This window comes from Pseudomonas cavernicola (genome assembly GCF_003596405.1).
Taxonomy (GTDB): Bacteria; Pseudomonadota; Gammaproteobacteria; order Pseudomonadales; family Pseudomonadaceae; genus Aquipseudomonas; species Aquipseudomonas cavernicola.
Window position 1 is genome coordinate 126610 of the sequence record NZ_QYUR01000008.1, and the last position, 25445, is coordinate 152054.

22 protein-coding genes and 2 pseudogenes are annotated in these 25445 nt (G+C 63.1%); 14 read left to right on the forward strand and 10 right to left on the reverse strand.

All coding sequences use genetic code 11. The features are described from left to right. Nucleotides 1-114 precede the first annotated feature (114 nt). Nucleotides 115-327 (reverse strand): annotated as a pseudogene (locus tag D3879_RS27230) (IS91 family transposase); the annotation flags it as partial. A gap of 186 nt (nt 328-513) precedes the next feature. Then, nucleotides 514-747 (reverse strand): hypothetical protein, encoded by a 234-nt coding sequence (locus D3879_RS26595; RefSeq protein WP_158592109.1) that lies wholly within the window; start codon nt 745-747, stop codon nt 514-516. Between the two features lie 21 nt (nt 748-768). Here D3879_RS26595 and D3879_RS26600 point away from each other — a divergent pair, with 21 nt between their 5' ends. From D3879_RS26600 to nahK, 6 genes are all read left to right on the forward strand, one after another. Next, nucleotides 769-942, forward strand: coding sequence for a hypothetical protein (locus D3879_RS26600; RefSeq protein WP_158592110.1), 174 nt, complete (start codon nt 769-771; stop codon nt 940-942). Nucleotides 943-1595: 653 nt separating this feature from the next. Beyond that, the gene (pqqF, locus tag D3879_RS22530; RefSeq protein ID WP_119956472.1) at nt 1596-4163 is read left to right on the forward strand and encodes a pyrroloquinoline quinone biosynthesis protein PqqF; all 2568 of its coding nucleotides are present in this window, start codon (nt 1596-1598) and stop codon (nt 4161-4163) included. Nucleotides 4164-4506: 343 nt separating this feature from the next. Next, nucleotides 4507-5685, forward strand: a complete 1179-nt coding sequence (locus D3879_RS22535) for a porin (protein WP_119956473.1) — start codon at nt 4507-4509, stop codon at nt 5683-5685. Between the two features lie 76 nt (nt 5686-5761). Next, a complete protein-coding gene (locus tag D3879_RS22540) occupies nt 5762-6190 on the forward strand; it encodes a hypothetical protein (RefSeq protein WP_119956474.1) in 429 nt (142 codons plus the stop codon). A gap of 79 nt (nt 6191-6269) precedes the next feature. After that, nucleotides 6270-7478 carry a nitric oxide-sensing protein NosP gene (gene nosP / locus D3879_RS22545; RefSeq protein WP_119956475.1) on the forward strand — a complete coding sequence of 403 codons (1209 nt, stop codon included), beginning with the start codon at nt 6270-6272 and terminating at the stop codon, nt 7476-7478. Next, nucleotides 7375-10014 (forward strand): hybrid sensor histidine kinase/response regulator NahK/ErcS', encoded by a 2640-nt coding sequence (nahK, locus tag D3879_RS22550; protein WP_119956476.1) that lies wholly within the window; start codon nt 7375-7377, stop codon nt 10012-10014. Before nosP ends, nahK begins: the two co-directional genes overlap by 104 nt. Before the next feature lie 9 nt (nt 10015-10023). Here nahK and D3879_RS22555 read toward each other — a convergent pair whose 3' ends face one another. From D3879_RS22555 to D3879_RS22585, 7 genes are all read right to left on the reverse strand, one after another. After that, nucleotides 10024-10878: a DMT family transporter gene (locus D3879_RS22555; RefSeq protein WP_177412480.1), complete on the reverse strand. Its 855-nt coding sequence runs from the start codon at nt 10876-10878 to the stop codon at nt 10024-10026. A 74-nt stretch (nt 10879-10952) separates the two neighbouring features. Further along, nucleotides 10953-11618 carry a response regulator transcription factor gene (locus D3879_RS22560; protein WP_119956477.1) on the reverse strand — a complete coding sequence of 222 codons (666 nt, stop codon included), beginning with the start codon at nt 11616-11618 and terminating at the stop codon, nt 10953-10955. Between the two features lie 57 nt (nt 11619-11675). Continuing rightward, entirely contained in the window at nt 11676-12236 is a 561-nt protein-coding gene (locus D3879_RS22565; RefSeq protein WP_119956478.1) for a PQQ-dependent catabolism-associated CXXCW motif protein, read from the reverse strand. A gap of 127 nt (nt 12237-12363) precedes the next feature. Beyond that, entirely contained in the window at nt 12364-13158 is a 795-nt protein-coding gene (locus D3879_RS22570) for an ABC transporter permease (protein ID WP_119956479.1), read from the reverse strand. Next, nucleotides 13158-13889 carry an ABC transporter ATP-binding protein gene (locus D3879_RS22575; RefSeq protein ID WP_119956480.1) on the reverse strand — a complete coding sequence of 244 codons (732 nt, stop codon included), beginning with the start codon at nt 13887-13889 and terminating at the stop codon, nt 13158-13160. The genes D3879_RS22570 and D3879_RS22575 overlap by 1 nt, the downstream gene beginning before the upstream one ends. Beyond that, nucleotides 13886-14854 (reverse strand): YVTN family beta-propeller repeat protein, encoded by a 969-nt coding sequence (locus D3879_RS22580; protein WP_119956481.1) that lies wholly within the window; start codon nt 14852-14854, stop codon nt 13886-13888. The genes D3879_RS22575 and D3879_RS22580 overlap by 4 nt, the downstream gene beginning before the upstream one ends. Nucleotides 14855-14895: 41 nt before the next feature. Continuing rightward, complete coding sequence (locus D3879_RS22585; protein ID WP_119956482.1) at nt 14896-16107, reverse strand: ABC transporter substrate-binding protein; 1212 nt, start codon at nt 16105-16107, stop codon at nt 14896-14898. Nucleotides 16108-16265: 158 nt separating this feature from the next. Between D3879_RS22585 and D3879_RS22590 the strand changes: the two genes are divergently transcribed. The 7 genes and pseudogenes from D3879_RS22590 to D3879_RS22620 all read left to right on the forward strand — a co-directional run bounded on the left by D3879_RS22590 (nt 16266) and on the right by D3879_RS22620 (nt 22000). Next, nucleotides 16266-16706: a cupredoxin domain-containing protein gene (locus tag D3879_RS22590; protein WP_119956483.1), complete on the forward strand. Its 441-nt coding sequence runs from the start codon at nt 16266-16268 to the stop codon at nt 16704-16706. A gap of 14 nt (nt 16707-16720) precedes the next feature. Then, nucleotides 16721-17980: a sensor histidine kinase gene (locus D3879_RS22595; protein ID WP_119956484.1), complete on the forward strand. Its 1260-nt coding sequence runs from the start codon at nt 16721-16723 to the stop codon at nt 17978-17980. Further along, a pseudogene (locus D3879_RS22600) lies at nt 17980-18420 on the forward strand (response regulator); the annotation flags it as partial. The gene D3879_RS22595 and the pseudogene D3879_RS22600, both read left to right, overlap by 1 nt. A gap of 328 nt (nt 18421-18748) precedes the next feature. Continuing rightward, nucleotides 18749-19186, forward strand: a complete 438-nt coding sequence (pedF, locus tag D3879_RS22605) for a cytochrome c-550 PedF (RefSeq protein ID WP_119956485.1) — start codon at nt 18749-18751, stop codon at nt 19184-19186. Nucleotides 19187-19191: 5 nt separating this feature from the next. Continuing rightward, nucleotides 19192-20070: a substrate-binding periplasmic protein gene (locus D3879_RS22610; RefSeq protein WP_119957063.1), complete on the forward strand. Its 879-nt coding sequence runs from the start codon at nt 19192-19194 to the stop codon at nt 20068-20070. A 149-nt stretch (nt 20071-20219) separates the two neighbouring features. Then, complete coding sequence (locus tag D3879_RS22615; protein WP_119956486.1) at nt 20220-20972, forward strand: quinoprotein dehydrogenase-associated SoxYZ-like carrier; 753 nt, start codon at nt 20220-20222, stop codon at nt 20970-20972. Nucleotides 20973-21067: 95 nt separating this feature from the next. Beyond that, the gene (locus D3879_RS22620) at nt 21068-22000 is read left to right on the forward strand and encodes a quinoprotein relay system zinc metallohydrolase 1 (protein WP_119956487.1); all 933 of its coding nucleotides are present in this window, start codon (nt 21068-21070) and stop codon (nt 21998-22000) included. Nucleotides 22001-22045: 45 nt separating this feature from the next. On the opposite strand, the gene D3879_RS22625 is transcribed toward D3879_RS22620, so the two are convergent. Further along, the gene (locus tag D3879_RS22625) at nt 22046-23287 is read right to left on the reverse strand and encodes an ABC transporter substrate-binding protein (RefSeq protein WP_119956488.1); all 1242 of its coding nucleotides are present in this window, start codon (nt 23285-23287) and stop codon (nt 22046-22048) included. Between the two features lie 291 nt (nt 23288-23578). On the opposite strand from D3879_RS22625, the gene D3879_RS22630 reads away from it, so the two are divergent. After that, a complete protein-coding gene (locus D3879_RS22630) occupies nt 23579-25357 on the forward strand; it encodes a methanol/ethanol family PQQ-dependent dehydrogenase (RefSeq protein WP_119956489.1) in 1779 nt (592 codons plus the stop codon). The last annotated feature ends 88 nt before the right edge of the window (nt 25358-25445 follow it).

A 25445-nucleotide genomic window follows, 5' to 3' on the forward strand; every position in this document is an offset into this window, starting at 1 on the left:
CCGCAAGCTAGGCCCGTTTTCACCCGGCAATTCCTGAAAATCGACGCCTCGATCCTGTGAAACCCAGCCGCGGCCCCGAGGACCGGGGGCAGTCTCACGGTTTTCCCCCGCGCCCTCGATGCAGGCGATGATCCTGACAGCTCCTGCCACAGGTCGCGAAATCGATCTGGAACACCCGCTTGAGCCGTTGCGCCCAGGTCATGGCCGCGTGGCGCTCGGCCGGTGATTTCTCCACAGTGCTGCGTTTGTGGATTGCACCTCTGCCCCGCTTGGCAGGCGTTACCCGTGCCCGCCAGCGATGATTGGGGCCAGCACACCGTGGTAACGGGGAGGATGTGGATATGGGTCCCGGAGTGTTCAGCCCATATCCGGGAGCGTTCGGACTCGGAGTGGCGCAGCACGGATAACCGCTCCAGTGAATCAATTGATACTGTGCCCCCCAGTCATTTCGACTGGAGGCATTGATGGTTTCGCGATGCTTTCGGGCGATGTCCAGTATCTGCTTGTAGTCGGTCAAGGCTTCCACCCCAACTTACGCAGTAGATCCGACAGATAGCGATTTAACGTACTGGCATAGTCCAACGGACTGAATGACGAGTAGTCGTCATAAGGCTCTTCGCCGTGTAGCCAATCCCCCAGGAATGCACTGACCACCTCTGGAGGGTAGCCATCCTCCAGAAGCTCGGCTCGATAGAATTTTCGATGGATGTTGGCAGGATACGACTGGTACTTCGACAGGGCGCTCATGTGCTCTTCTAGGCTGGAGGGATGAGCTTCCTCAGCCCGCAGTTTCTTGCCAGCCAACGTCAAAAAGAACAGCGGCTCCTTCGGGAGCTCAACAAGGTCACGCAGTCGATGCTCAAGTTCCTCACGATGTTTTGCGTAGTTCAGCAACTACTGGTGAACGAACTTTGGCAACAAAACGTTGGGCTGTTTCAGTGATGCAAGATCAAGGGCATACCTGCTTTCCGGTGGATAAAGAGCATCTTGGTAAACATCCAATTCGGCAATGAGATCTATGACTTCGGACTGATCAGGCGATTCGAGTGCAATGGGCATGATGATTCTGGCTCGCTATAGATCGACGGCTTGTGCTGTAAAAAAGCGTTATGGGACAGACTCCTTCGTCTTGAATCCCTGATTAGAGAGGGTGTTGTAGCGATCCAGTGAGTGCAGAAGGGCGGATAGAGGCACGCAAGATTCAAGCGGTGATTCCTCCCAAGACCAACCGTGTCGAGCAACGTTCTTGTGACTGGTATCTCTATAAAGAGCGCCACGCCGTTGAGTGCCTGTTCAGCAAACTGAAGTACTACCGACGGATCGCTATACGTTTTGAGACGTTTTGGGAAGAAAGCCTGTCATTTCAAGTCAATGCTGGCCTTCGCTGCTGTTCTGCTGTGGTTATGCTGATACGTCAACAGAGCCTGGTGTGCAGTCCTAGGCCATGGACTGCGTTGCTTGCGGCGTAAATCCCCAGAGCGATTCCGACTGTCCCTACTATGCCGGAAGTGAATAGAGCGCTACTTCCAAAGAAGCATTGCGGAGTGGGTCCATGCGCCAGATGCTAGGGGAAAAATTGCAGGTCTTGCCCACTCATGCCGACTAAGAGCCGTTCAAGCTGCGCGGATAGCCATCAGGCGGAGCCCGAGCAGTTGGTATTGGCCAATGGACTCAAGGTCAAACTCCTGCAGGTTCCGGGGGCTGCCCAGGCGGCGGCCTTGGTCAGGGTCTCGGCAGGCAGTCACGATGCGCCGCTTGCTTATCCTGGGTTGGCACATTTTCTCGAGCATTTGCTGTTTCTCGGCAGCGCACAGTTCGCTGCTGAGAATGGCCTGCTGGCCTATGTACGGGCCTGTTCCGGGCAGGTCAATGCCAGTACCCGCGAGCGCAGTACTGATTATTTCTTCGAGGTCCCAGCGTCCAGATTAGAGGGCGGGCTGGCGCGTTTGTGCGACATGCTGGTGCGGCCTGTGGTGGAGCCCGCGGCGCAGCTACGGGAGCGGGAGGTGTTGCAGGCGGAGTTTGTTGCGCGCGGTCGAGACCGCGACACGCTCTGCGATGCGGCGCTGGGGCAGGCCGTTGCCAGCGGGCATCCCTTCACGGCGTTTCATGCTGGCAACCGCGACACCCTGGCGGTCGAGCAGCCGCTGTTTCAGCAGGCGTTGCAGGATTTTCATCGGCGTTTCTACCACGCCGGGCAGATTTCACTGGTGCTGGTCGGGCCGCAGTCGCTGGCCGAGTTGCGTCGCCTGGCGCAAATCCAGGGGGCGTTGCTGCATCCGGCCCTGGCCGTGGCGCAGGGCGCTGCCCCAACGTTGTTGCCGCTGCGCGCGCAGGCTTTGCGTGTACAGGTGCCGGCAGGGTTGCCGCAGCTCAGTGTGTGTTTTGCCCTGGAGGACTTGCCGGCGGCGTTCACCAGCGCAGTCGATTTCCTCGGCACCTGGCTCTGCCATGAGGCTGGCGGTGGCTTGCTGGACACGCTGCGAAAATGTGGCTGGTGCGATGCCCTGCAGGTGCGCCTGCCTTATCGGCACGCTGGACAGGCACTGCTAACCATCGACTTCAGCCTGACGGAAAGCGCTGTCTGTGCGCGAGGTGCGATCCGTGCGGCGTTGCTGGACTGGTTGGCGTTCTTTGCCGGTCAGGACGATTGGTTGGTATTGCGTGAGGAGTATGCCGCCATTGTTCGGCATCAGCTGGGCAGCTTGTCACCCTTGGCCTTGGCTCGTTACTGGAGTGAACGGCAACAGGGTGACTGTGGGCTTGGCGAGGAAGGTGTGCGAGCACTGCGGTCGCTACTGGCGCAGTTGCAGCCGCAGCGGTTGATCGAACTGACTAGCGACACCCAGGAAATTGCCGCTCAGCGCCTGTTGGGATTTACCCTGCGGATGGCCGAGGATCGCCAGGAGGCTGCTGGGTCAGCCCGTTGGGCATGGCGATTGCCCGCGGCCAATCCATTCTTGCAGCCGCAAGCGTCAAGTGCGGTGGCGCCACCGCGATTCGAGACGCTGCACTGGCTCAATGCACCGGGTGAAAGCGGCACGGGCGCAGAGAGGGGGCAGGGGACCATCTACCTGCGCTGGAGTTTCGCGGCTTACGCGCCGCCAAGCGCCCTGTTCGAAGTGTTGCAGGTCGCGCTGCGCCCCGCCGTGCAACTGGCGCTGCAAGCGGGGCTAGAGGTACGGTTCGAACGACAAGGCAAGGCCTGGCAACTGCAGGCGAGCGGTGCGGCGCTAGCGTTGCCAAGCGTACTGGCGGGGGTGGCGGAGCTGTTGCGATCGCCACCCGAATGGGCCTGGAGCCAAGGCCTGCGGCAGTATCGCGAGCAGGCGCGCAGAGGCGCGAGTGAGGCGTTGATTCGTCAACTCTGGCAGCGGTTGCCGGAGTTGTTCGGGGCTGCTGACGAGGCGGCGGAGGAGGAGATGCCGACGCTGCAAGCCTTAGTGGAGTGCTGGCGGCAATCCTCTCTGCAGGGGCTTGCCGTAGGTCTACCGATTGAGGCGCGCGCGGCGCTCGACTCGGCGCTCTGGCGTATGCCCGGACAGGCCCGAGCTAGTACGGAACCTCAACTACGGCCTGCTGGGTGTTATCACTGGCGGGATGCAGGGCTTGCCGCGAGCGAGTCGGCGTTGCTGCTGTTCTGTCCATTGCCCGACCAGCGTGCCGCCACCGAAGTGGCTTGGCGCCTATTGGCGCTGCTGCTGGAGAGCGCCTTCTTCCAACGCTTGCGCAGCGAGTTGCAGCTCGGCTATGCGGTGTTTTGCGGATTTCGTCAGGTCGGTACGCGGCAGGGCCTGTTGTTTGCCGTGCAGTCACCGACGGTCGATGCGGCCGAGATTCTCGGGCATATCGAGGAGTTTCTGGCCGCGCAACGCGAGCACATCGCGGCGCTCGATGCGGCGTGCTTGAGTGAACTGCGGGCGAGTCTTCAGGAGCATCTGCGCAGCCAGTCGGCAAGTGTGCGGGGCATGGCTGAGCACGCCTGGTCAGCCCTGTTGGCTGGGCAGGCGGGGGATCGGCCGCGGCGCTTGCAGGAGAAGCTGCAGACGATGCAGCGTGAAGATTTGCTGAACCACTACCAGATCTTGCTCGAAGCCGCTGGTGGCTGGTTCGTGCTGGCCAATGCCGCCTGCCCCGACGGGCGTTGGCACATTCTCGACTGAGCGCGCCCGGCGCTCGGTTCGCTTTTCCCCTGCACTCTGCTGCCCGGGCCAGGCTGCTTATTTGTGCCTGGTCGCCTGCTGTCTGCCGTAAACCGGTCGAAGCTCCAATGCTTAGCCTGAAGGTAGCTCCTACCTAGGTCTGCCATGCCCCTCTTTTAGACATAAGACCTAAGCCTGGCCTCCCAACCGCTGAGGGGCTTAGGACTTGTTTGCCGGGCCTGCGAGCCACCGCAAAAGCACGAGCAAAATAGCGCCATGGCAGCGTAGGGCGGCTGTGCTGCGGTTTCGATAATCGTCTCCGTTACGACTGAAACGTCAGTCGTCCTCACCAGCGGAGCGCGCCATGAACAAGAACAAGATCGCCAGCACCCGAATTCTGCCTCTAGCCCTGGCTTCGGCTATCGCCATGGCCATGGCCCAGCCGGCGGTCGCGGAAATCGTGCTGTATGACAAGGATGACACCACCTTTGCTGCCGACGGTTACATCAACGCCTTCTACGTCAATAGCGACATCGACCGCCCAGGCGAGCAGTTCGACCGTAACCAGGCGCGGGTGAAGATGGGCTTTCTGCCGAACTGGATCGGCTTCAACATGAGCAAGCAGGTCGATGACCTCAAGCTCGGGGCGCGCTCGTCCTTCTGGGTCACCATCAACGACAGCGAAACCAACGGCACCGACACCGCCATCGACGTGCGCCAGTTCTACGGCACCATCGCCGGCGAGTGGGGTGAGGTGCTGGTGGGCAAGGACTTCGGCCTGTTCGCCCGCTCCAATATCCTCCTCGACGAACTGCTTGGCGGTTATGGCCAGGTCAGCGACACCTTAGGCCTGGTCGATGGTGGTGGTGTGTCCTTCGGCAACATCGGCAGCGGTTATCCTTATCCGTTCCCGACTTCGCAGATCACCTACCGCACGCCAGTGGCCGAGGGCCTGCGCATCGCCGCCGGCATCATGGACCCGGTGGACACCAACGACAGCAGCCCAACCGGCAAGGCCTATCAGGATAGTCCGCGCTTCGAGAGCGAGATCACCTACGAGTTTGAACTCGGCGGGGCGAAGATCTACTCCTGGCTCAACGGCGCCTATCAATCCTCGGACAACACCGACAACACCGTGGATACCGTGACCTCCAAGGGCGTCGGCTATGGCGTGCAGGCGAAGATCAGCGACTTCACCCTGGTCGGCTCCGGTTTCAGCGCCAAGGGCATCAACCCGTTCTTCACCAACAACGCTGGTGAGCCGACGCTGCGCAACATGGACAGCGATGGCTATCTGCTGCAGGGCGCCTACCGCTTCGGCAAGAACCGCGTGGCGCTGTCCTACGGCAAGACCAAGGACGAGGGCAACGGCCTGGGGATCGAAGCCGATTTCGAGACCCGGGCGATCGCCTACACTCGCGACATCAACGACAACCTGCGGCTGATCGCCGAGTACAACCAGTTCGAGATCGATGGCCAGCAGGGTATCGGCAACCTGGAAGACACCGACACCCTGGCGCTGGGCGTATCGATGACCTGGTAAACAGGCGACATGCACGACATGAGCGTGGTTGCCGTACAGGCAGCCGCGCTCATGTCGTGCATGTGAGGAGTTGGTCATGTTCGGTCTCTGGGCACACTACAGCCAAACCTTTCTACTTGTCCTGATGCCCGCCACCAGCCTGATGTTCGCCTTGCCGATCTTCCTCGTGCCGCTGCACTGGGCACGTCTGTTCGGTTGGGAGATTCCCCAGCACACCCACCTTGCCCTGTACTTCGGACGTTGCCTGGGGGCCTTCATCCTCATCCTGGAGGCGCTAATGTTGCGTGCGGCACTCACCGGCGAGGATCTGCAACTGGTGTTCGAACAGCTCGCGGCGTTCGCGCTGCTGATGATCGGCATCCACCTGTATGGCGCCATCCGCCGTATCCAGCCCCTGAGCGAAACCCTGGAAACCGGCTTCTACGCCGGCATGCTGGTGCTTGCTCCTGCTGTTCTGGCCGCATGCTGCAATACCCTGAATGGAAAGCTGTCTACGACCTTGTAACGAGGTCGGCGCTACCCAAGTAGCATGGGGAGGCTGCGCCGGCACTTCTAGAATGCCCCTGAAACCACTGGGTGTATAAATGAAGTCCAAATTACAGCGCGAAGACAGCGAAGGCGTGGTGACCGCCATGTCGACGGCTCGAGAGCCAGAGGCGGTAGCCCAGGATTTGGCGCGGCAGCTAATTCATCCGCACTTGGGGTTCGTGCTGTTCTTTTGTTCGGCCGAGTACGACCTGGAAGTGCTGGGCCCAACCCTGGAGCAGTATTTCGGCGGGGTCGGCCTGGTCGGCTGCACCAGCGCCGGGGAAATCACGCCGCTGGGCTATGGCCGCAATTGCGTCACTGCCGTGGGCTTCGACCACCGCAGCTTTTCCATCGCCAGCGTGTTGATCGATGAGCTTGAGCGTTTCAGCCTGATCGACGCCCAGCAACTGGTCGAACGGCTAGTCAGCGACTGCCGCAACAACGCCTTGGCGCCGATCAAGGATCATTGCTTCGCCCTGACCCTGCTCGATGGCCTGTCCAGCCGCGAGGAGGTGGTGTTGGCGGCTCTCGGTGCGGCGTTCGGCAGCATCCCGCACTTCGGCGGCTCGGCCGGCGATGACAACCACCTGAACCGGACCCACGTCTATTACGGTGGCGCGTTTCATGCCGGTGCGGCGGTGGTGGTACTGGTCAACACCTGGCTGGACTTCGAGGTGTTCAGCACCCACCACGTGTTGCCGAGCAACGAGAAACTGGTCGTGACCCAGGCCGACAGCGCCAGCCGACGGGTGCTGGAGCTGAATGCCGAGCCGGCGGCGGAGGAATATGCGCGGTTGATCGGCGTGCCGTTGGCGGCCCTGAATACCGGGCTGTTCGCCGCCCACCCGCTGGCGGTGCGGATCAACGAGAATTACTACCTGCGCTCGATCCAGCGGGTCAACCCGGACCTCAGCCTGACCTTCTACTGCGCGGTGGAGAACGGCATCGTGCTGACGGCGATGACCCCTGGCCCGCTGATACCTAACCTGGAGGCGCTGTTCCAGCGGTTAGAGGAGCGTCTCGGTCCACCCTTGTTGACCATCGGTTGCGACTGTTTTCTGCGCCGCCTGGAAGTCGAACGTACCGACGTGGTGGCCGAGACCTCGGCCTTTCTGCAGCGCCAGCGGGTGATCGGTTTCAACTCCTACGGAGAACAGTTCAATGGCATGCACATCAACCAGACCTTCACTGGAGTCGCCATTGGACGCTCCGCAGGCGCTGCAAATCGCGCAGCTGCAGGTGCAGTTGGCGGCGCTACAGAGTGACAACCACAAGCTGCAACGGATCAACGCGGCACTGATCGAACGGGTCGAGTCCAGCGCCTCGCGAGGCGACGATTCCTATGCGGCGTTCCAGCACTCGGTGGTGCTTGCCGAACAGGTGCGCGAGCGTACCGATGCGCTGAACCAGGCGATGGCCGAGCTGAAGGCCAGCAACCAGCTGCTCAGCGATGCCAGGCTGCGGGCCGAGACCGCCCACCAGCATCTGATCGATGCGATCGAAAGTATCTCCGATGCCTTCGTGTTGTTCGATAAGGACCAGCGCATCGTCTTGTTCAACAGCCGCTTCAAATCCTTCTGGGCCAAGAGCCGCGCGCGCATCGGCAGCGGCACGCGTTTGGCGGAGATCAAGCGCCTGGCGGAAAGTACCGGGCTGATCGTCGAAGAGCACCGCAGCCGCGGTGATGAGCACACCCTGTATCGTCTGCACAATGGCCGCTGGGTGCAGGTCAGCGAACGGCCGACCCGTGAGGGTGGGCTGGTGATCCTGTACACCGACATCACCGAGGTGAAGATCAGCGAAACCATGCGCCGCGAGCAGGCCCTGGCACAGAAGTCGCGCCTGCTGCAGCGAGCGGTGGACAACCTCTCCCAGGGCGTGGCGATGGTCAATGCCGAGGGCGCGCTGGAGCTGTGGAACCACCGCTTCCTCGAACTCAGTGGCCTGGCGCCGATCGAGGCGCACCGGCCGTTCGCCGAGGTGATGGAGGACAGCGAGCTGCAACTGCTGACCCCGGATAGCCGCGACGCCCGCGGGCGGCAGATTCAAGAGCTGGAGCAGCGCCTGTTCGATGGTCGCATGCTCGAAGTGCGCACCCACCCACTGCCGGCGGGCGGCTTCGTCAACACCTTCACCGATATCACCGAGCGCTATCGGCATGCTGAGGCGATCGGCGAGAGCGAGCGCTGGATTCGCCTGATCACCGACCATGTGCCGGCGCTGATCGCCTATCTGAATGCCGATCTGGTCTACGAGTTCACCAACAAGGTCTACGAGGAGTGGTACCACTGGCCGCGCAGCGGCATGCTCGGGCAGAACCTGCGCGAGGTGCACAGCGAGGAGCATTGCCGGCGCCTGGCGCCCTATGCCGAACGCGCCTTGTCCGGCGAGAGCGTGACCTTCGAGGTGGCGGAAACCAACATGAACGGCCAGGAGCGCTACATGCTGCGCTCCTACGTGCCGAACCGCCAGGCCAACGGTGAGGTGGTGGGGATCTTCGTGCTGATCCGTGACATCAGCGAGCGCCGGCGCACCGCCGAGGCCTTGCACCAGGCCTATCAGAACCTCGAACAGCGGGTGCGTGAACGCACCTCCGAACTGACCAGCTTGAACAACCAGTTGCACCGCGAGATCGACGAGCGTAGCCAGGTCGAGCTGCGTCTGCGCGAGGCCAAGCGCGAGGCGGAGCAGGCCAACCTGTCGAAGACCAAGTTTCTCGCCGCGGTCAGCCATGACCTGCTGCAACCGCTGAATGCCGCACGGCTGTTCACCAGCGCGCTGCTGGAACGGTGCGAGCCGAGCAGCAGCCAGGGCCTGGTGCGCAATATCAGCAACTCGCTGGAGGATGTGGAGAACCTGCTCGGCACCCTGGTGGATATTTCCAAGCTCGACGCCGGGGTGATCAGGCCAGACATCGCGCCTTTCGCAGTCAGCGAGCTGCTCGACAACCTGGCCACCGAGTTCCGCCAGGCTGCTGGTAGTGAGGGCCTGAGCCTGCATTTCGTGCCTTGTTCAGCACTGGTGCGCAGCGATGTGCAACTGCTCGCGCGGATATTGCGCAACCTGCTCAGTAATGCCATTCGCTACACACCATCCGGGCACATATTGCTCGGCTGCCGGCGCCATCGGCAGAGCCTGTCGATCGAGGTTTGGGACACCGGCATCGGCATCGCCGAGGACAAACTCGGTGAAATCTTCCAGGAGTTCAAACGTGGCGACTTGCAGCGTCCCAACCAGGATCGCGGCCTGGGCCTGGGCCTGGCCATCGTCGACAAAATCGCGCAGATTCTCGGTCATCGCATCCATGTGACCTCAACCCTAGGCAAGGGCTCGCGGTTCGCCATCGAAGTGCCACGGGCCAAGCGTGCACCCAAGGCCTGCGCGGAGTCGCAGGACCGCTCCGAGCGGCTGCTCGAACGCCTGCACGGCTCGCGGGTATGGGTGTTGGACAACGATGCGGCTATCTGTGCCGGTATGCGCACCTTGCTCGAGGGCTGGGGCTGCCAGGTCGTCACCGCGCTGTCCGAGGAGGACTTGGCGCGCCAGGTCGACAACTTCCACGCCGACGTCGATCTGCTGATCGCCGACTATCACCTGGACAATGGCCACAACGGTGTCGATGCGGTGGCGGCGATCAACGCTCGTCGCGGTACGCCGTTGCCAGCGTTGATGATCACCGCCAACTACAGCAACGAACTCAAGCAGCAGATGCGCGAGCTTGGCCACACCCTGATGCACAAGCCGGTGCGGCCGATGAAGCTGAAAACCGCCATGAGCCACCTGCTCGAGCGCGGCCTGTAGCGTCATCGCTCAGCGACGTATGGCCTTGGCGCGCAGCAGTAGGGCGATGCCGCCGAGCACGGCGATGGACGCCAACACCAGGCGCAGGCTGATGGCTTCACCCAACAGCAGGCTGCCGGCCAGCGCGGCGAGAATCGGCACGCTGAGCTGCACCGATGCTGCCTGGAAGGCACTCAGTCCGCCGAGGGCGCTGTACCAGATGACGTAGCCGATGCCCGAGGTCAGCGCTCCGGACAGCACGGCATAGGTCAGCCCAGGCGCATCCCAGCTCTGCCGGTGCAGGTACACCAGGGTCAGCAGCAGAGCGAAGGGAATGGTCCGCAGAAAATTGCCAGCGCTCGCCGCCAGTGGGTCGCTGACCCCGCGACCGAGCAGCGAGTACATGCCCCAGGCCAGCCCGGACAGCAGCATCAGCAAACCACCGGTCAGTGACGGCGCGCTGGCACCGGGTAGCAACAGGGCAATCAGTCCGCCGAGCGCGAGGACAAAGCCCAGGCTCTGTTGTTGGCTGGGGCGTTCGCTCTGGATAAAACCGTAGACCAGCATGCTGATCTGCACCGCGCCGAACAGCAGCAGGGCGCCGGTGCCGGCATCCAGATGCAGATAGGCATAGGAGAAGGCCGCTGCGTAGACAAACAGCGCCGCCGCCGAACGCCAGTTGCCGCTGACCCGGCCGCCACCCTGGCGCAGGTGCAAGAGCAGCCAGAGCATCAACGCCCCGGCCAATAGGCGCAGGCTGGTGAAGCTGGCGGCATCGATGCGGGTCGCCTTCAGGGCCAACCGGCAGAGCAGCGAGTTACCGGCGAAGGCGAGCATGGCCAGGGCGGTGAGAAACAGGGTACGGACTGTCAGGACGTGGGACATCGGGCTCTGATCGTGATTGCAAGGAACCGCACGTTAGTGCCAGGCGCCGGCTGCCGCCCGCTCAAGGCCTGGTGTCAGCGCCGCAGGTAGGCGGCGAAGTCGATATCCCCGGCCGACAGGATTGCCTGCACGCGGTTGTGCACGTTGAGCTTGTGCAGGATCGCCGAGACATGAGCCTTCACCGTGGTTTCGGCGATTTCCAAGTGATAGGCGATCTGCTTGTTCGACTCGCCCTTGGTCATCCGCTCCAATACCAGCAATTGTTTGCGGGTCAGGGATTGCAGCAGCTCAGGCGGGAAGCTCGGCGCCTCATGCTGGCTGCGGCGGGTGGTGCTTTTCTGGGTGCGGATGATGTCCGAGGGCAGATAGACGTGGCCGTTGAGGATCTGCTCGATGGCCTCGGTCATCTGCGCCCGTGGCGAGGACTTGGTGATGAAACCGACGGCGCCGTAGGTGATGGCCTGCAGGACGATTTGCTTGTCCTGCTCGGCGGAGACGATCACCACCGGGATGGTCGGTGCTTCGTTACGCAGGTTGATAAGACCATTGAGGCCATGCATGCCCGGCATGTTCAGGTCGAGCAGGATCAGGTCGAGGTCATCGTTTTCCTGAGTCAGTTGCAGTGCGCTGTCCAGGTCGGCGGTTTCCATCACTTCGCTGCCTGGGAAGCCATCGCTGATGACGTTATGGATGGCCTCGCGAAACAGCGGGTGGTCGTCGGCAATTAGAATTTTGTACATGGCCTTTCACCTCATTGTTTTGATTATGGTGCGGCAATACGTCCGGCAGGTGGTTTTTTACGGAAACTCCTGCGGTTGCGCCCGCTGCAAGGGCAGGCCGGCCTGCTCCCAGGCGTCGATGCCATCACGGTACCAATAGAGGTTGTCGTAGCCTAGCGCATGAGCGCGCTTGACCGCATTCCAGCCCAGCCAGCAGTCGGAGCGGCAGTAGAACACCAGCGGCCAGTGCGGGTCGCCCTGGCTGACGCGCTGCAAGTTGCTGGCGAAATAGACCTGCCACATCGGCTCGAGGCGACCATCGCCGGTGTTGGCCAGCCACAGGCTAGCGGGCAAGTTGGCGTGCACTTCATCCTCGATGAACTGGCCATGCAGCCACTGGCGGCGGTAGACGTCGATCAGGCGAGCGTGCGGCTGGCGTTGCAGCAGTTGCTGCAGCGCCGCGGTATCGAGCGTGGTGGCGTGTTCGGCGCTGGTCGGGGTGGGGCTGCGGTACTGGCTGAGGCGGTAGCCCTCGGCGGAGAACAGGGCGGCATCGTCGGCGGCCCATAGCGGCGGAGCCAAACCAGCCAACAGGCCGAGCAGTGAGGAGCGGAGCAGCATGGGCAGCAGGCGCGGCATCGCAGTCAGTCTCGATTCTTTTTATGCAGGCATTACAGGCCAGGCGCAGTGCTTTGGAAATTCTACGTTGAGAGGGGAAAACCAGTACCAAAGTAGTAGTTTTCCCCTTTTTGCCAGCCTGGCGCTCCTACGAACCGGCCCGTCGCAGCGCAGCATGCTGCGGGTTGAAGGTCAGCACCGCGAGCACGCTCAACAATAGCGTCAGGCCCAGGCAGACGCCCAGCGCCAGCGGGTTGAAGCGCTCGTACAGGGCGAAGCGCACCAGCTCCACGGCGTGGCTGAAGGGGTTGAGCGCGCACAGCCAGTACAGCCACTCGCTGGCCTCGCGCATCTTCCACAGCGGGTAGAGCGCCGAGGAGAGGAAGAACAGCGGGAAGATGACGAAATTCATCACCCCGGCGAAGTTCTCCAACTGGCGGATGCCGTTGGACAACAGCAGCCCCAGGGCGCTGAGCAGCAGCGCCGCCAGCAGCAGCGCCGGCAGCACGCTGAGCAGGCCCCAGGCCGGTGGCTGCACGCCATACAACCAGGCGATGGCGAGAAAGGCATAGACCTGCAACAGCGAGATCAGCGCGGTGGCCAGCAACTTGCTGGCGAGCAGGAAGGCGCGGGGTAGCGGGCTAGTCAGCAGCACGCGCATGCTGCCCATCTCGCGGTCGTAGACCATCGACAGCGAGCCTTGCATACCGTTGAACAGCAGGATCATGCAGGCCAGGCCCGGAACTATGTAGGTTTCGTAGGTGATGTAGGTGTCGTACGGGGCGATGATGGCGATGCCCAGGGCGGCGCGGAAACCGGCGGCGAACACCAGCAGCCACAGCAGCGGCCGCACCAAGGCGCTGAGAAACCGCGTGCGCTGCAGGACGAAACGCAGCCATTCACGCAGGACGATGCCGCGCAAGCATTGCCAATAGGCACTCATCAGGCGCAATCCTTGAGTTGGGTCAGGCGCTGAAAGGCGGCGTTCAGATCGCCGTCGTCCTGCTGGCTGATGGCTGCGGCGTCGCCCTGGGCGATCAGGCGACCGTGGTTGAGCACCAGCAAGACATCTTCGGCCTGCGCTTCGTCGAGCAGGTGGGTGGCCCACAGCACGCTCAAGCCTTCATCACGACACAGTTGGCGAACGTGTTGGATCAATGCCTGGCGGCTGGCCGGGTCTAGGCCGACGCTGGGCTCGTCGAGCAGCAGCAGGCGCGGATGGTGCAGCAACGCTCGGGCGATCTCCACCCGTCGGCGGTGGCCACCATTGAGCTCGCGAACCTTGTCGCGGCGGCGCTCACCGAGGTGCTGGCGCGCCAGTTCCTGATCGATTCGCTCCGCCGCCAGTTTGCGAGGCATGCCATGCAGGGCAGCGTGGTAGCGCAGGTTCTGCTCGACGCTGAGGTCGAGATCCAGGGTGCTCTGCTGAAACACCACACCAAGTTGGCGCAGGGCTTGGCGTGGTTGCTGGCGCAGGGAATGGCCGCAAACCTGCAGCTCGCCCTGCTGCAGGTCATACAGGCGGGTGAGCAGGGCGATCAGCGTCGACTTGCCGGCGCCGTTGGGGCCGAGCAGGGCGCTGAAGCGCCCCGGTGCCAGACTGAAACTGACCTGCTCAAGGGCGCGGCGGGCGCCGTAGCTGAAACTGACGTCTGCCACTTCCAGGGCATTCATGGCGTGATCACCACGCCCCAGGGATAGCGTCCGACCTTGATTGACTTGGTGACTTTCAGGCTGTTCACATCGATCACCGAAACGTCGCCGCTGATGCCGTTGGTGGTCAGCAGTAGGCTTTCGTCGGGATTAAAGGCCATGTGCCAGACGCGGCGACCGACCAGCAGGTAGTCGAGAATCTCGAAGGTTTTAGCGTCCACCACCGCCACATGGTTGGCTGGGCCGAGGGCGACGAAGGCGTACTTGCCGTCGCCGCTGAGTTTGACGCCGACCGGCTGCACCTTGTCCGGGTGCACGCCTTTGATCGCGAACTTGAGTACCTTGACGATCTGTTTGCTGGCCACATCGATGACGCTGACGGTGCCGCCGATTTCCGCCGAGGCCCAGAGCTGTGTGCCGTCCTTGTTGAACCCGACGTGTCGCGGGCGCTGGTCGACCAGGGTGTTGTCGGTCAGGGTCTGGGTACTGGTGTCGATCCAGTGCAGCATGTTGGTGGTTTCGCTGGTATTCACCGCCCATTTGCCATCCGGGCTGACGGCCATGCCCTCGGGCTCGACGCCGACGTCGATCTGACCCAGCACCTGGCTGTTCTCGGTATCGACCACGGTAACCAGCGCATCGTCCTCGTTGGAGATGTACAGCCAGCGGTCGTTGGGGTGCAGGGCGAACTGCTCGGGGTCGGCGCCGGACGGCAGCTCCTTGACAATCTTGCGGGTGGCCAGGTCCATCACCTGCACGGTGTCGGAGTCGCTGGCGCAGATGTACAGCAGCTTGTTGTCGCGCGACAGCGCCAGCCCGCGCGGGCGCTTGCCGACCTCCAGGGTGGCGGTGACCTCCAAAGTATCCAGGTCGATCACGCTGAGGTTGTCGTCCTTCTCGTTGGAGACATAGGCGGTGGCGGCCAGGCAGCCGGCGCTGGCCAGCAGCAGGACGCAGCCGAGGGTGGGGGCGAGTAGCTTGGGCATCGGGGCTTTCCTTCTTCTGAGTAGCAATCTGGCGTGCGCAGTCATGGCGCTACCTCGGCCAGCCGGCAGCGGCTTTCCGGGGCATCCAGGCCGAGGCTGTCGAGCTCGCTGAACGGATGCAGGAAGCCCTCCTGCGGCGACGTGCTGATCAGGGATTTGGGTTGCACCAGGGGAATCGGCTGGCGCAGCTGGCCGTCCCAGTCGCGGTAGCTCAGCTTGCGGCCCTTGAAGCCGTCGATGGGCAGTCCGGCGGACAATGCCAGCTCGCGGATGGCCATCGCGTCCGCTTGCTTGAGGCGGGTCACTGCGCTGGCGATGCTGCGCACGGCGATCCAGGCGGCGAAATCGCGGTCGTTCATCCAGCGTTTGGCATAGGCCTCGAAGCGCTTCTGCAACTGGGCGGCGCCGTAGGTTTCCACGGTCTTGTGCCAACCAGTGGGGGTCAGGCCCTGGGTGCCGGCGACCGGGCGCGGATACCAAGTGTTGTAGGGCAGGTATTCGCCGAAGTCGCCGCGCTCGTCGGCCACCAGCACCACATCGTATTCCGCGGTCTGGGTGAACAGCGGCATGTCGGCCTGGGCGCTGCGGCGCTGGTCGTTGTCGAAGCTCCAGGGTTTCTCGGCGACGATCTTCAGGCCGAAACGTTTGGCGGCGCGGCGCAGGGCGTCGGCGTAGGCCTGATCCTCGGGCTGCTGGCCGACGATCAACAGCCCGCGCCGCCACTGGCGCACGGCGAGAAACTGCACCAGAGCATCGGCAAGCATGGCGCGGCTGGGCAGGCTGTGCAGGACGTTGACCGGGCAATTGTCACGGCGCAGTCCGTCGTCGCTGCTACCGGCGTTGAACAGGAGGCTGTCCGGCAGGCTGGTGCTGAGCTGACGCAAGCTGGCGGCGGGGGCGTTGACCACGAATAGGCGCAAGCCCTCGGCATGCAGTTTCTGCGCGGCGCTCAGCAATTGTTCCGGGCTAGCGGCGTTGACGACCTGCAGTTCATAGCGCTGCTTGAGGAAGCGCCCGGTGCTGTTGCTGTCGTTGATCGCCAGTTCGGCGCCGCGCAGGCCGGCGTCTTCGGGTTCGGGGATGACGTTGGAGAGCAGCGGGCCGAGCGCCGGGGTGTAACCCAGGTAGCCGATGCGTACTCGCAGGCCGTCCTTGTCCGCGCCGGCCTCAGCGGCGACGCTGTGGGTCGCCAGCAGCGCCGAGCTGGTAATGGCGAGCAGGTAAGCCAGACCGTAAATCGCAAACTGGCGCATGGGGGCGACTCCTCTTCTGGTGTCGCCAGCATAGGAAGCGCCAGGGGCGGAGGAAATATGCAGAAAGTATCAGTCAGGCTGTACCAAGGTAGTAAGTCGCACTGGGCGACGCGCCCCTAGCATGGAGGCACAAAAGCAATAACACTGAGGAACCCCGCATGCGTACCTTCAAGCCCCTGTTTCTGCCCGTCCTGTTGATCATGAGCATGATCGGCTTCGACAACATTTATGCCGCCGGTGACCTGACTCGCCTTACTACCGCGCTGCCGGATCTGCTGTTGGGCTCCGAAGCGAGCGACTACTACAGCATGTCGCAGCAGGAATATCAGCTGGAGACCGGCAAGGCCTACCAACTCAAGATCATCGCCAGCGGCCAGAAGGAATACGCCTTCCAGGCGCCGGAGTTCGCCACTTCGATCTTCCTGCGCAAGGTCGAGGCCGGTGGTGTCGAGATCAAGGCGGTGACCCTCACCGAACTGGAATTCGAGGACGCCGGTGAGGCGGAAATCTTCTTCGTGCCGATCAAACCCGGCCAGTACCGCTTCTACGCCAAGGGCCTCGAGGGCAAGGGCATGCAGGGCGTGTTTATCGTCAAGTAAGCATGAGGACCGGTATGTCTGCTCTCTGGCGTATCAACCTGCTGGTCATACTGTTCTTCAGTCTGCTGGCGGTGGTCTGCATGGCGATGCTGATGCGTCAGGCCAGTTATGACGTACGGCGCGAACTGAGCGCCGCGCAGGTGGTGGTCGACTACCTGCGTGAAGCCGCTCTGCGTGATCCCGGCACCCTGGAATCCGAGCTAACGCGTGGCTTGCGTCACGTACGCGTGCACTGGCTGGATGGCACTGCGCTGCCTGCCCCACAAGCCGACCCGCTGGATGCCTGGTTGGGCGCTTGGCTCTATCCGCCTGCCGAACAACTCGCCGAGCCTTTGCGCCTGGCCGACGACAGGCAGGTGCTGATCAGCGTCGACCCGCGCGATGAAGTCGATGAGGTCTGGGACTCTCTGGTGCAACTGCTGGGGTTGTTCGGCCTGGCCTTGCTGCTCAGTCTGCTGGTGATCCGCTGGGCTGTGCGGCGCGGGTTGCGGGTGTTGGATGAACTGCTCGGCGGCTTGTACCAGGTTTCCCAGGGGCAGCTGCAGGTTCGCCTTCCGGCCTATTCGCTACAGGAGTCGCAGCTGCTGGCCGGCCATTTCAACGGCATGGTGGCGACGCTGGAACAGGTGCAGGCCGACAACGCCGAGCTGACCCAGGCGCTGCTGGCCCTGCAGGAGCATGAGCGCAAGCATCTGGCCCTGGCGCTGCACGACGACCTCGGCCAGTACCTCTGTGGCATCCGCGCGCAACTGCTGCTGCTGCGCTCCATGACGGCGCAGTCGCAGGCCGTCGCCCTGACCGTACGAGGGCTCGAGGACAACTGCCAGCACCTGCAAGAGAGCTTCCGCGCGCTGATCCGCGATCTTTATCCGGTGGTGCTGGAACGTCTGCAGTTGGGCGATGCGATTCAACTCCTCACCGAGCAATGGCAAGGGGCGCAGGGCATCCGCTGCCACCTGCGCATGAGCGAGCGGCTCCCGGTACTTTCAGTCAGCCACCAGGTCCATCTCTACCGCCTCTTGCAGGAAGCGCTGACCAACGTGGCGCGGCATGCCCAGGCCAGCGAGGTGCGCGTGCGCCTGCGGGTTCAGGGGAGCCGCCTGAGCCTGCTGGTGCATGACAATGGCCAGGGGGCCGCGCGCTTGCCAAGGCCGGGCATCGGCCTGCGCTCGATGCTCGAACGTGCCCGCTGCCTGGGGGGCGAACTGCGCCTGCGCACGCGCCCTGGTTGCGGCTGGCTGCTGTGCCTGAGCATTCCACTGGAGGAGTCTTGATTAGGATTCTGCTGGTCGATGACCATTCCGTCGTGCGCCAGGGTTATGCCAGCCTGTTGTGCGCCTTATTGCCCGAAGTCGCGGTGAGCGAGGCGGCCAGTGGCGAAGAGGCCCTGCAACAGGTGCAGAACCTGATCCCCAACCTGGTGATCATGGATGTTTCCCTGCCGGGCATCAGCGGCCTGGAAACCATCCGGCGCCTGCGTCAGCGCTTACCGCAGTTGCGCGTGCTGTTCTTCAGCATGCACGACGAACTGCCATTGGTACGTCAGGCGCTGGATGCCGGCGCGGCGGGCTACATCACCAAGAACTCGCCGCCCGAGGTGCTGGTGGAGGCGGTACGGCGCATCCTCGCCGGGCATGCCTACATCGAGCAGCCGCTGGCCACCCAGTTAGCCTGCCACCCGCAGCATGGCGGGACGCAGGACCCGCGCCTGCGCAGTTCGCACAGAACCTAAGCACGAGCCCTTGGACATTCGTAAACAACTTGCTTGCTCGAAAAGGCAGGCAAGGCGGGAGCTGTGCCGACAAGCTCAGCTTTCCCAATCAAAGCGGCACTTGCTGCAACTTTCAGTCCCCAGCCTCGGGCTATCACTTGGACTTGCTGCGAAAACGCCTGGCAACACCTCCGCGCGCTCTACTACCAAGGAAGTAGGGGGAAGGCCACAAAGCAGCATACCGCCCTGGGCTGACCGTTCTTACCATTCTCTCCACTGCGCTCTTGCCGAGCGTTTTGCCTTGCACAGCATCTCGAAGAGGATGGAAGTCATGAAAAAGCACAACGCATTGCGCGGTCTGATGTTTCTGGCCGGGCTGAGCCTGACCGGCTTTGCTCTGGCCCACGGCGATGTCACTCCGCAGGCGGTGAATGTCGATGGGCTGGAGCCGTTGGGCAAGGAATGGCGCGACGAGAACCCCTACCGCAAACCCTACGCGAACAACGCCAAGGCCGTGGAAATCGGCGCCTCGGCCTACACCCAGAACTGCGCCCGCTGCCATGGCCTGGAAGCCATTTCGGGGGGTATCGCGCCGGACCTGCGTCACCTGGAGGCGGGCATCGAAGGCGATGAGTGGTACAAGGAGCGGGTGATCAACGGTGCGGTGCGCGACGGCGCCGTTTACATGCCGAAGATGGCCGAGTCCATCAGTCAGGAAGGGCTGTGGGCGATCCGTGCCTACCTGGAAAGCGTGGCCGTCGAGGAGTGATGGGCATGCGCCTGTTCACACTGCTGTGCTGGCTGCTGTGCCTGCCGTTCGCGCAGGCACAGGTGCGTCCGTTTGACGACATCGTCGATTCGGGCGTGCTCAAAGCTGCCGTGTATGAAGACTTCCCGCCTTACAGTTTCCAACAGGACGGCCAGCCGCGCGGCGTCGATGTCGAGCTGGCCGGTGCCCTGGCCGAGGGCCTGGGCTTCAAGCTCGAGCTGCTGTGGGTCACACCGGGTGAGAAACTCGATGACGACCTGCGCAACTACATCTGGAAAGGCCATTACCTGCGGCCCACGCTGCTCGCCGATGTGATGCTGCGGGTGCCCTATGACCGCGACTACGCCAATAAGCGCAATGAGCTGGGCGAACTGGTCAACGAGCAGGTGGTGATGTTCGGCCCCTACCAGCGCGAACGCTGGCAGGTGGTGCATGACACCCGTCGCTTGCCGACTGTGGATAGCGTCGGGGTGTTCCGCATCCATCCCATCGGGGTCGAGCTGGAAAGCGTGCCGTCGTTCTACCTGTCTTCGGTGTTTGGCGGCCAACTGAGCGGCAATACCCAGCATTTCCCCACTTCGAAAGCCGCCTTCGAGGCCATGCAGGGCGCTCGGGTCGATGCCGTCATGGCCCTGCGCGGCGAGCTGGATTGGCTGCTGTTCGAGGCCCAGGACCCGGCGCTGAAAGCCGCCGACAACACCTATCCGAACCTCGGTCAACCGACCTGGGATATAGGCATGGCGGTGCATGAAGCCAACCGTCAGTTGGCCAATGCCATCGAGTTGCAAATCGAGGAGATGGTGCGCGACGGCCGTCTGCAGAAAATTTACGCCGATTATGGCCTGCGCTTCGAGTTGCCAGGGCTGTATCAGGACGTGCAGTAGCGAATGGCGATGTAGCCGTTAGGTGTTGGGTAACAGCTCTGTGGGCTGGGGCAGTGAGCCACGGATATTCGGTGAGACGTGTGGGCTGAAGCCCACCCTACTCAGCGCTTGGACCGCCCCGACGCCAAGTGATACCAAGGAGGTGTGCGATGTTGTGGCGAATTACCCTGTTGCTCGGTTTGTCCGTGGCGGCCATGGCCGCGCCAGTGCCGCCGGGGAAGGATCCTATGCCCTCGGTGATGTGGCAGTTCTACCAGCAACGCATGCTTGGCGATGCCCCTTTCGTGTTCGACGACAAGGTGCTGCTGGAGGTGCCGCCGTTCGCCGAAGATGCCCGCCAGGTGCCGATCCAGGTGGATGCCCGCGCCTATGCCGGGCAGGTGCAGAAGATCGTCGCCTGGGCCGAGCTCAACCCTATCCCGCGGATCTTCACCTTCGTTCCTGGCGAGCGGGTGCAACCGCTGGTGGCGATCCGTATTCGCGTCGAGCAGGCCACGCCGATTCGTGCCGCGGTGCTGACCAAGGATGGTGTCTGGCATGTCGGCTCGGCCTGGGTCGATGCCGCCGGTGGCGGCTGCACTGCGCCGAGCGTGGTGCGCGCCCAGGTCGGCTGGGAAGATCGCCTCGGGCAGATCCACGCTGGGCGCTTCCGTCACGCTGGCGCCAGTCGCCTGCGCCTGCGCGTCGATCACCCGATGGACAACGGCCTGGTCGGTGGCATTCCCGAGTTCTTCCTCAACCAAGCCGAGTTGCGCGATGCGGCGGGCAAGCCGCTGGCGACCCTCGAGTTGTTCCCGGCGGTCAGCGAGAACCCGACCATCAGCCTCGAGGTCGAGGGTCATGACGAGGCGCGCCTGTGGCTGCGCGACAATAACGGCAACGAGTTCGAGGCGGACTTCTAGCCAGCCCCATCCGCCGCCCGGCGCAGCCATCCTGGCGTGCGCCGGCTGCGCACGGACTCGATCCACGACATCCGCTGTGCGCCAAGGAGACCTCCATGCGCCTGTTCGCCCTTTGCCTTCTCGCCGGTTTGGCTCTGCACGTTCAGGCTGCGCCGGATTATCGCCTGCAACCTCGACAGATCGCCGCCGACACCTGGCTGCTTGAAGGCAGCACGGAGAACTTCGACCAGAACAATGGCGGCAATATCGTCAATACGGCGTTCATCGTCACCGATGCCGGGGTCGTGGTGATCGATACCGGCCCCTCCAAGCGCTATGGTGAGGCGTTGCGCCAGGCCATCGCCACGGTGACGGACCAGCCGGTGGTGCTGGTGCTGCTGAGCCATCACCACCCCGACCATGTCCTCGGCAATCAGGCCTTCGGCGATGTGCCGATTGCCGCGCTGGCGGGGACGAAAAAACTGCTGGCCGAGCAGGGCGATGCCATGGCGGAGAATATGTATCGCTTGGTTGGCGACTGGATGCGCGGCACCGAAGTGCTGCTGCCGACGCAAACCATCGAAGCGGGCGAGCGCCAGGTCGGCAACCATCGTCTGCGGTTGTTGGCCTTGCGCGGGCATACCGGTGCCGACCTGGCGATTCTCGACGAAACCAGCGGCGTGCTGTTCGGTGGCGATCTGCTGTTTTACCAGCGCGCGCTGACCACCCCCAACAGCCCGGGGCTGGAGGTCTGGCTGGGCGATCTGGACACCCTGCAACAGTTGCCCTGGAAACTCATCGTGCCCGGCCACGGCCCGGTCGCCAGTGACCCTGCGCCGTTTGTGCAGATGCGTGACTACCTGGGCTGGCTCGACGGCCTGCTGAGCGACAGTGCCACACGTGGCGCCGAGATGAACGAGGTGATCCGTGCGCCGGTTCCCGAGCGTTTCGCCAAGGTTAACCTCAGTCGTTATGAGCTGATCCGCACGGTTAGCCATCTGTATCCGCGTTACGAGGCACAGCAACTCAAACGCGTCGATCAACCCTGATCCGCCGCGCGCCCCCGCATGATTGCGGTGCGCGCGGGCACTCCTTCACTGCAAGGTCAGGTTGTCGCCACGTTCTTGCTGCCAGTCGTCCAGGCTCGGTGCCGCGGCTTCACCGTCCATGCGGTGGATGATGTCGAAGTAGTCCTGCTTGAGCGGGCTGCGCATGATCTCGTTGCGCGATTTGACCTTCACCGCATAGATGCTCTGCACGTTCTGGTGGTCGAAGGCGCGCCACTGCTGTTCATCCTTGAGCAGCCGGTAGCTATGGTTCTCCAGGCTGGCGATCACCGCCCCGCTGTCCAGGCTGCCGCTACGCTGCACGGCGTCGGCCCACTGGCGCACGATGCTGTAGGCTGAGGCTGCCGAGCTGCCCGGGTATTCGCGGTGCTGGGCGATATAAGCGTCGACGAAGGTCTGGCCTTCTGGGCTTTTCTCTTGTTCGGGAACCCTCCAGGTCCAGGCCTCGGTGCCGATCACGCCTGCCATCACAGACGGGCCGGCTTCCTGGACGATGCTCTTGCTCAGGTTCGGCACGATGATCTGCATCTTCTTGCTCAGGCCGAGGTTGCTGGCGAGGCGCATGGTGCGCATCAGGTCGTCGCCGAGCAAGACGATAACCAGCATATCGGCCTCGCTGGCCGCGGCTTTCTGCAGGGCTTTGAGGTAGTCGGCGCGGTGTGCGCCTTTGGCGGGAATTACGCTGTAACCGTTGCGGGCACGATCCTGGCTGCTGGTGGCGGTGCGCAGCGCGCTTTCGGTGCTGCGGCCCCAGGTGTCGTCGAGCACGATGTAGTGATAGCGCCGGCGCGGCATGTGCCAAGTCAGGTATTCACCGAGCACCTTGGCGCTCATCCAGGCGCTGTTCGACTCACGGAACAGATAGCGCTGGCCCTGGCTGCCGGTGACGTCGTTGGCGTAGCTGAGGGTGGCGAAGTACAGCATGCCCAACTCGCGGGCCCGCTTGCCGGCGGCGATGGCTTCATCGCTGGTGGCGCCGCCGAAGGCCATCGTCACCCCAAGCTGGGCAAACTTTTCGATGTTGCGTTCGGCTGCTTGCTTGCGCGAGGCAGAGTTTTCCCCGAGCAGTTCCAGCGGCCGGCCCAACACGCCGCCGCCACTGTTGATCACGTCGACGGCCAGCAACGCGCCGCGATTGAGTTCTAGGCCTTCGGCCTTGTAGTTGCCGGTGCGTGGATAGGTGAGACCGATTGGGATCGGTTCGACCGCCTGGGCGGTACCGAGAGGCAGGATGACGAGCAGGCAGCTGAGCAGTAACGGGCGTCCCATAAGCTTTCTCCATTAGCGTGAGGGGATGCACTTTGTAAAAGCCTGCGCGGCGTGCGGATATGCTCTTTTCAGGGCAGGCGGTTCAGACTAAAGAACACCTGCCGCGGCAGTGGGCGAACATGGGCCTGGCCGTGAACGGCTGCCGGGCGGCGAAGCGAGCGAGTATTGCTACCAAGGGAGGATGAAACTCCGCACTGCGGGCAATTGTTGCAAAGGCTGGGCACACCAAGAATTTGCAGCAGACCGGGAAATTTCCCCGGGTACAACAACAAGCCCGCAGAGGTAGCCGCAATGAAGCACAACGGTCTCACCCAGCCCTTCGTCCGCACGGCGCTGTTCGCCGCCGTGGCCCTCGCCAGCCTGTCGGCCTTGGCCGGCGTCACCGACGAGGACATCAGCGCCAGTGGCAAGCGCAACGACCAGATCGTGGTCAACGGTTTGAACCAGCAAGGCCAGCGCTACAGCACCCTGGATACCCTCAACACCGACAACGTCAAAGAGTTGCGGCCGGTCTGGGCGTTGTCCTTCGGCGGTGAGAAGCAGCGTGGCCAGCAGGCGCAGCCGCTGATCAAGGACGGCGTGATGTACGTCACCGCGTCCTACTCGCGGGTATTCGCCGCCGACGCGCGCACCGGCAAGAAACTCTGGCAGTACGACGCTCGTCTGCCAGACGGCATCATGCCCTGTTGCGACGTGATCAACCGTGGGGTGGCGCTGCATGGCGACCTGGTGATCTTCGGCACCCTGGATGCCAAGCTGGTGGCGTTGAACAAGGACACCGGCAAGGTGGTGTGGAAGAAGACCGTGGCCGACTACAAGGCCGGTTACTCGATCTCCGCGGCGCCGCTGATCGCCAAGGGCTTGCTGATCACCGGGGTCGCCGGTGGCGAGTTCGGCGTGGTCGGCAAGATCGAAGCCTACGATCCGAGCAATGGCGAGCTCGTGTGGACCCGACCGACCGTAGAAGGGCACATGGGCTATGTCTACAAGGACGGCAAGGCGGTCGAGAACGGCATCTCCGGTGGCGCACCGGGCAAGACCTGGCCGGGTGACCTGTGGAAGACCGGCGGCGCGGCGCCTTGGCTGGGCGGCTTCTACGACCCGACCACCGACTCGCTGTTCTTCGGCACCGGTAACCCGGCGCCGTGGAACTCGCACCTGCGTCCGGGCGACAACCTGTACTCCTCTTCGCGTCTGGCCCTGGACCCGAAAGACGGCTCGATCAAGTGGCACTTCCAGACCACCCCGCACGACGGCTGGGACTACGACGGCGTCAACGAGCTGGTGTCCTTCGACTACCAGGACGGCGGCAAGACCATCAAGGCCGCAGCCACCGCCGACCGTAACGGCTTCTTCTACGTGCTGGATCGTACCAACGGCAAGTTCATCCGTGGCTTCCCCTTCGTCGACAAGATCACCTGGGCCAAGGGCCTGGACAAGAATGGCCGACCGATCTACGACGACGCCCACCGCCCCGGAGCGCCGGGCGATGTGAAGAAGGGCTCGTCGGTGTTCGTCGTGCCGTCCTTCCTCGGTGGCAAGAACTGGATGCCCATGGCCTACAGCCAGGACACCGGGCTGTTCTACGTGCCGTCCAACGAGTGGGGCATGGACATGTGGAACGAGGGCGTCGCCTACAAGAAAGGCGCGGCCTACCTCGGCGCCGGTTTCACCATCAAGCCGCTGAACGAGGATTACATCGGCGTGCTGCGTGCCATCGACCCGAAAACCGGTAAGGAAGCCTGGCGCTACAAGAACTACGCGCCACTCTGGGGCGGCGTGCTGGCGACCAAGGGCAACCTGGTATTCACCGGCAACCCGGAAGGTTTCCTGATGGCCTTCGACGCCAAGACCGGCGAGAAACTCTATGAGTTCAACACCGGCTCAGGCGTGATCGCCTCGCCTATCACCTGGGAAATGGATGGCGAGCAATACGTCACCGTGCTCTCCGGCTGGGGCGGTGCGGTGCCACTGTGGGGTGGCGAGGTGGCCAAGCGCATCAAGGATCTCGACCAGGGTGGGATGATCTGGACCTTCAAACTGCCGAAGGACCTGGTCGCCAAGCGTTAACCCGCAAAGCAGCAACGACAAGGCCGGCATTGCCGGCCTTGTCGTTTGCGTCAGCCAGCCGCCAACGGCTCTCCATCGGCAGGATGAG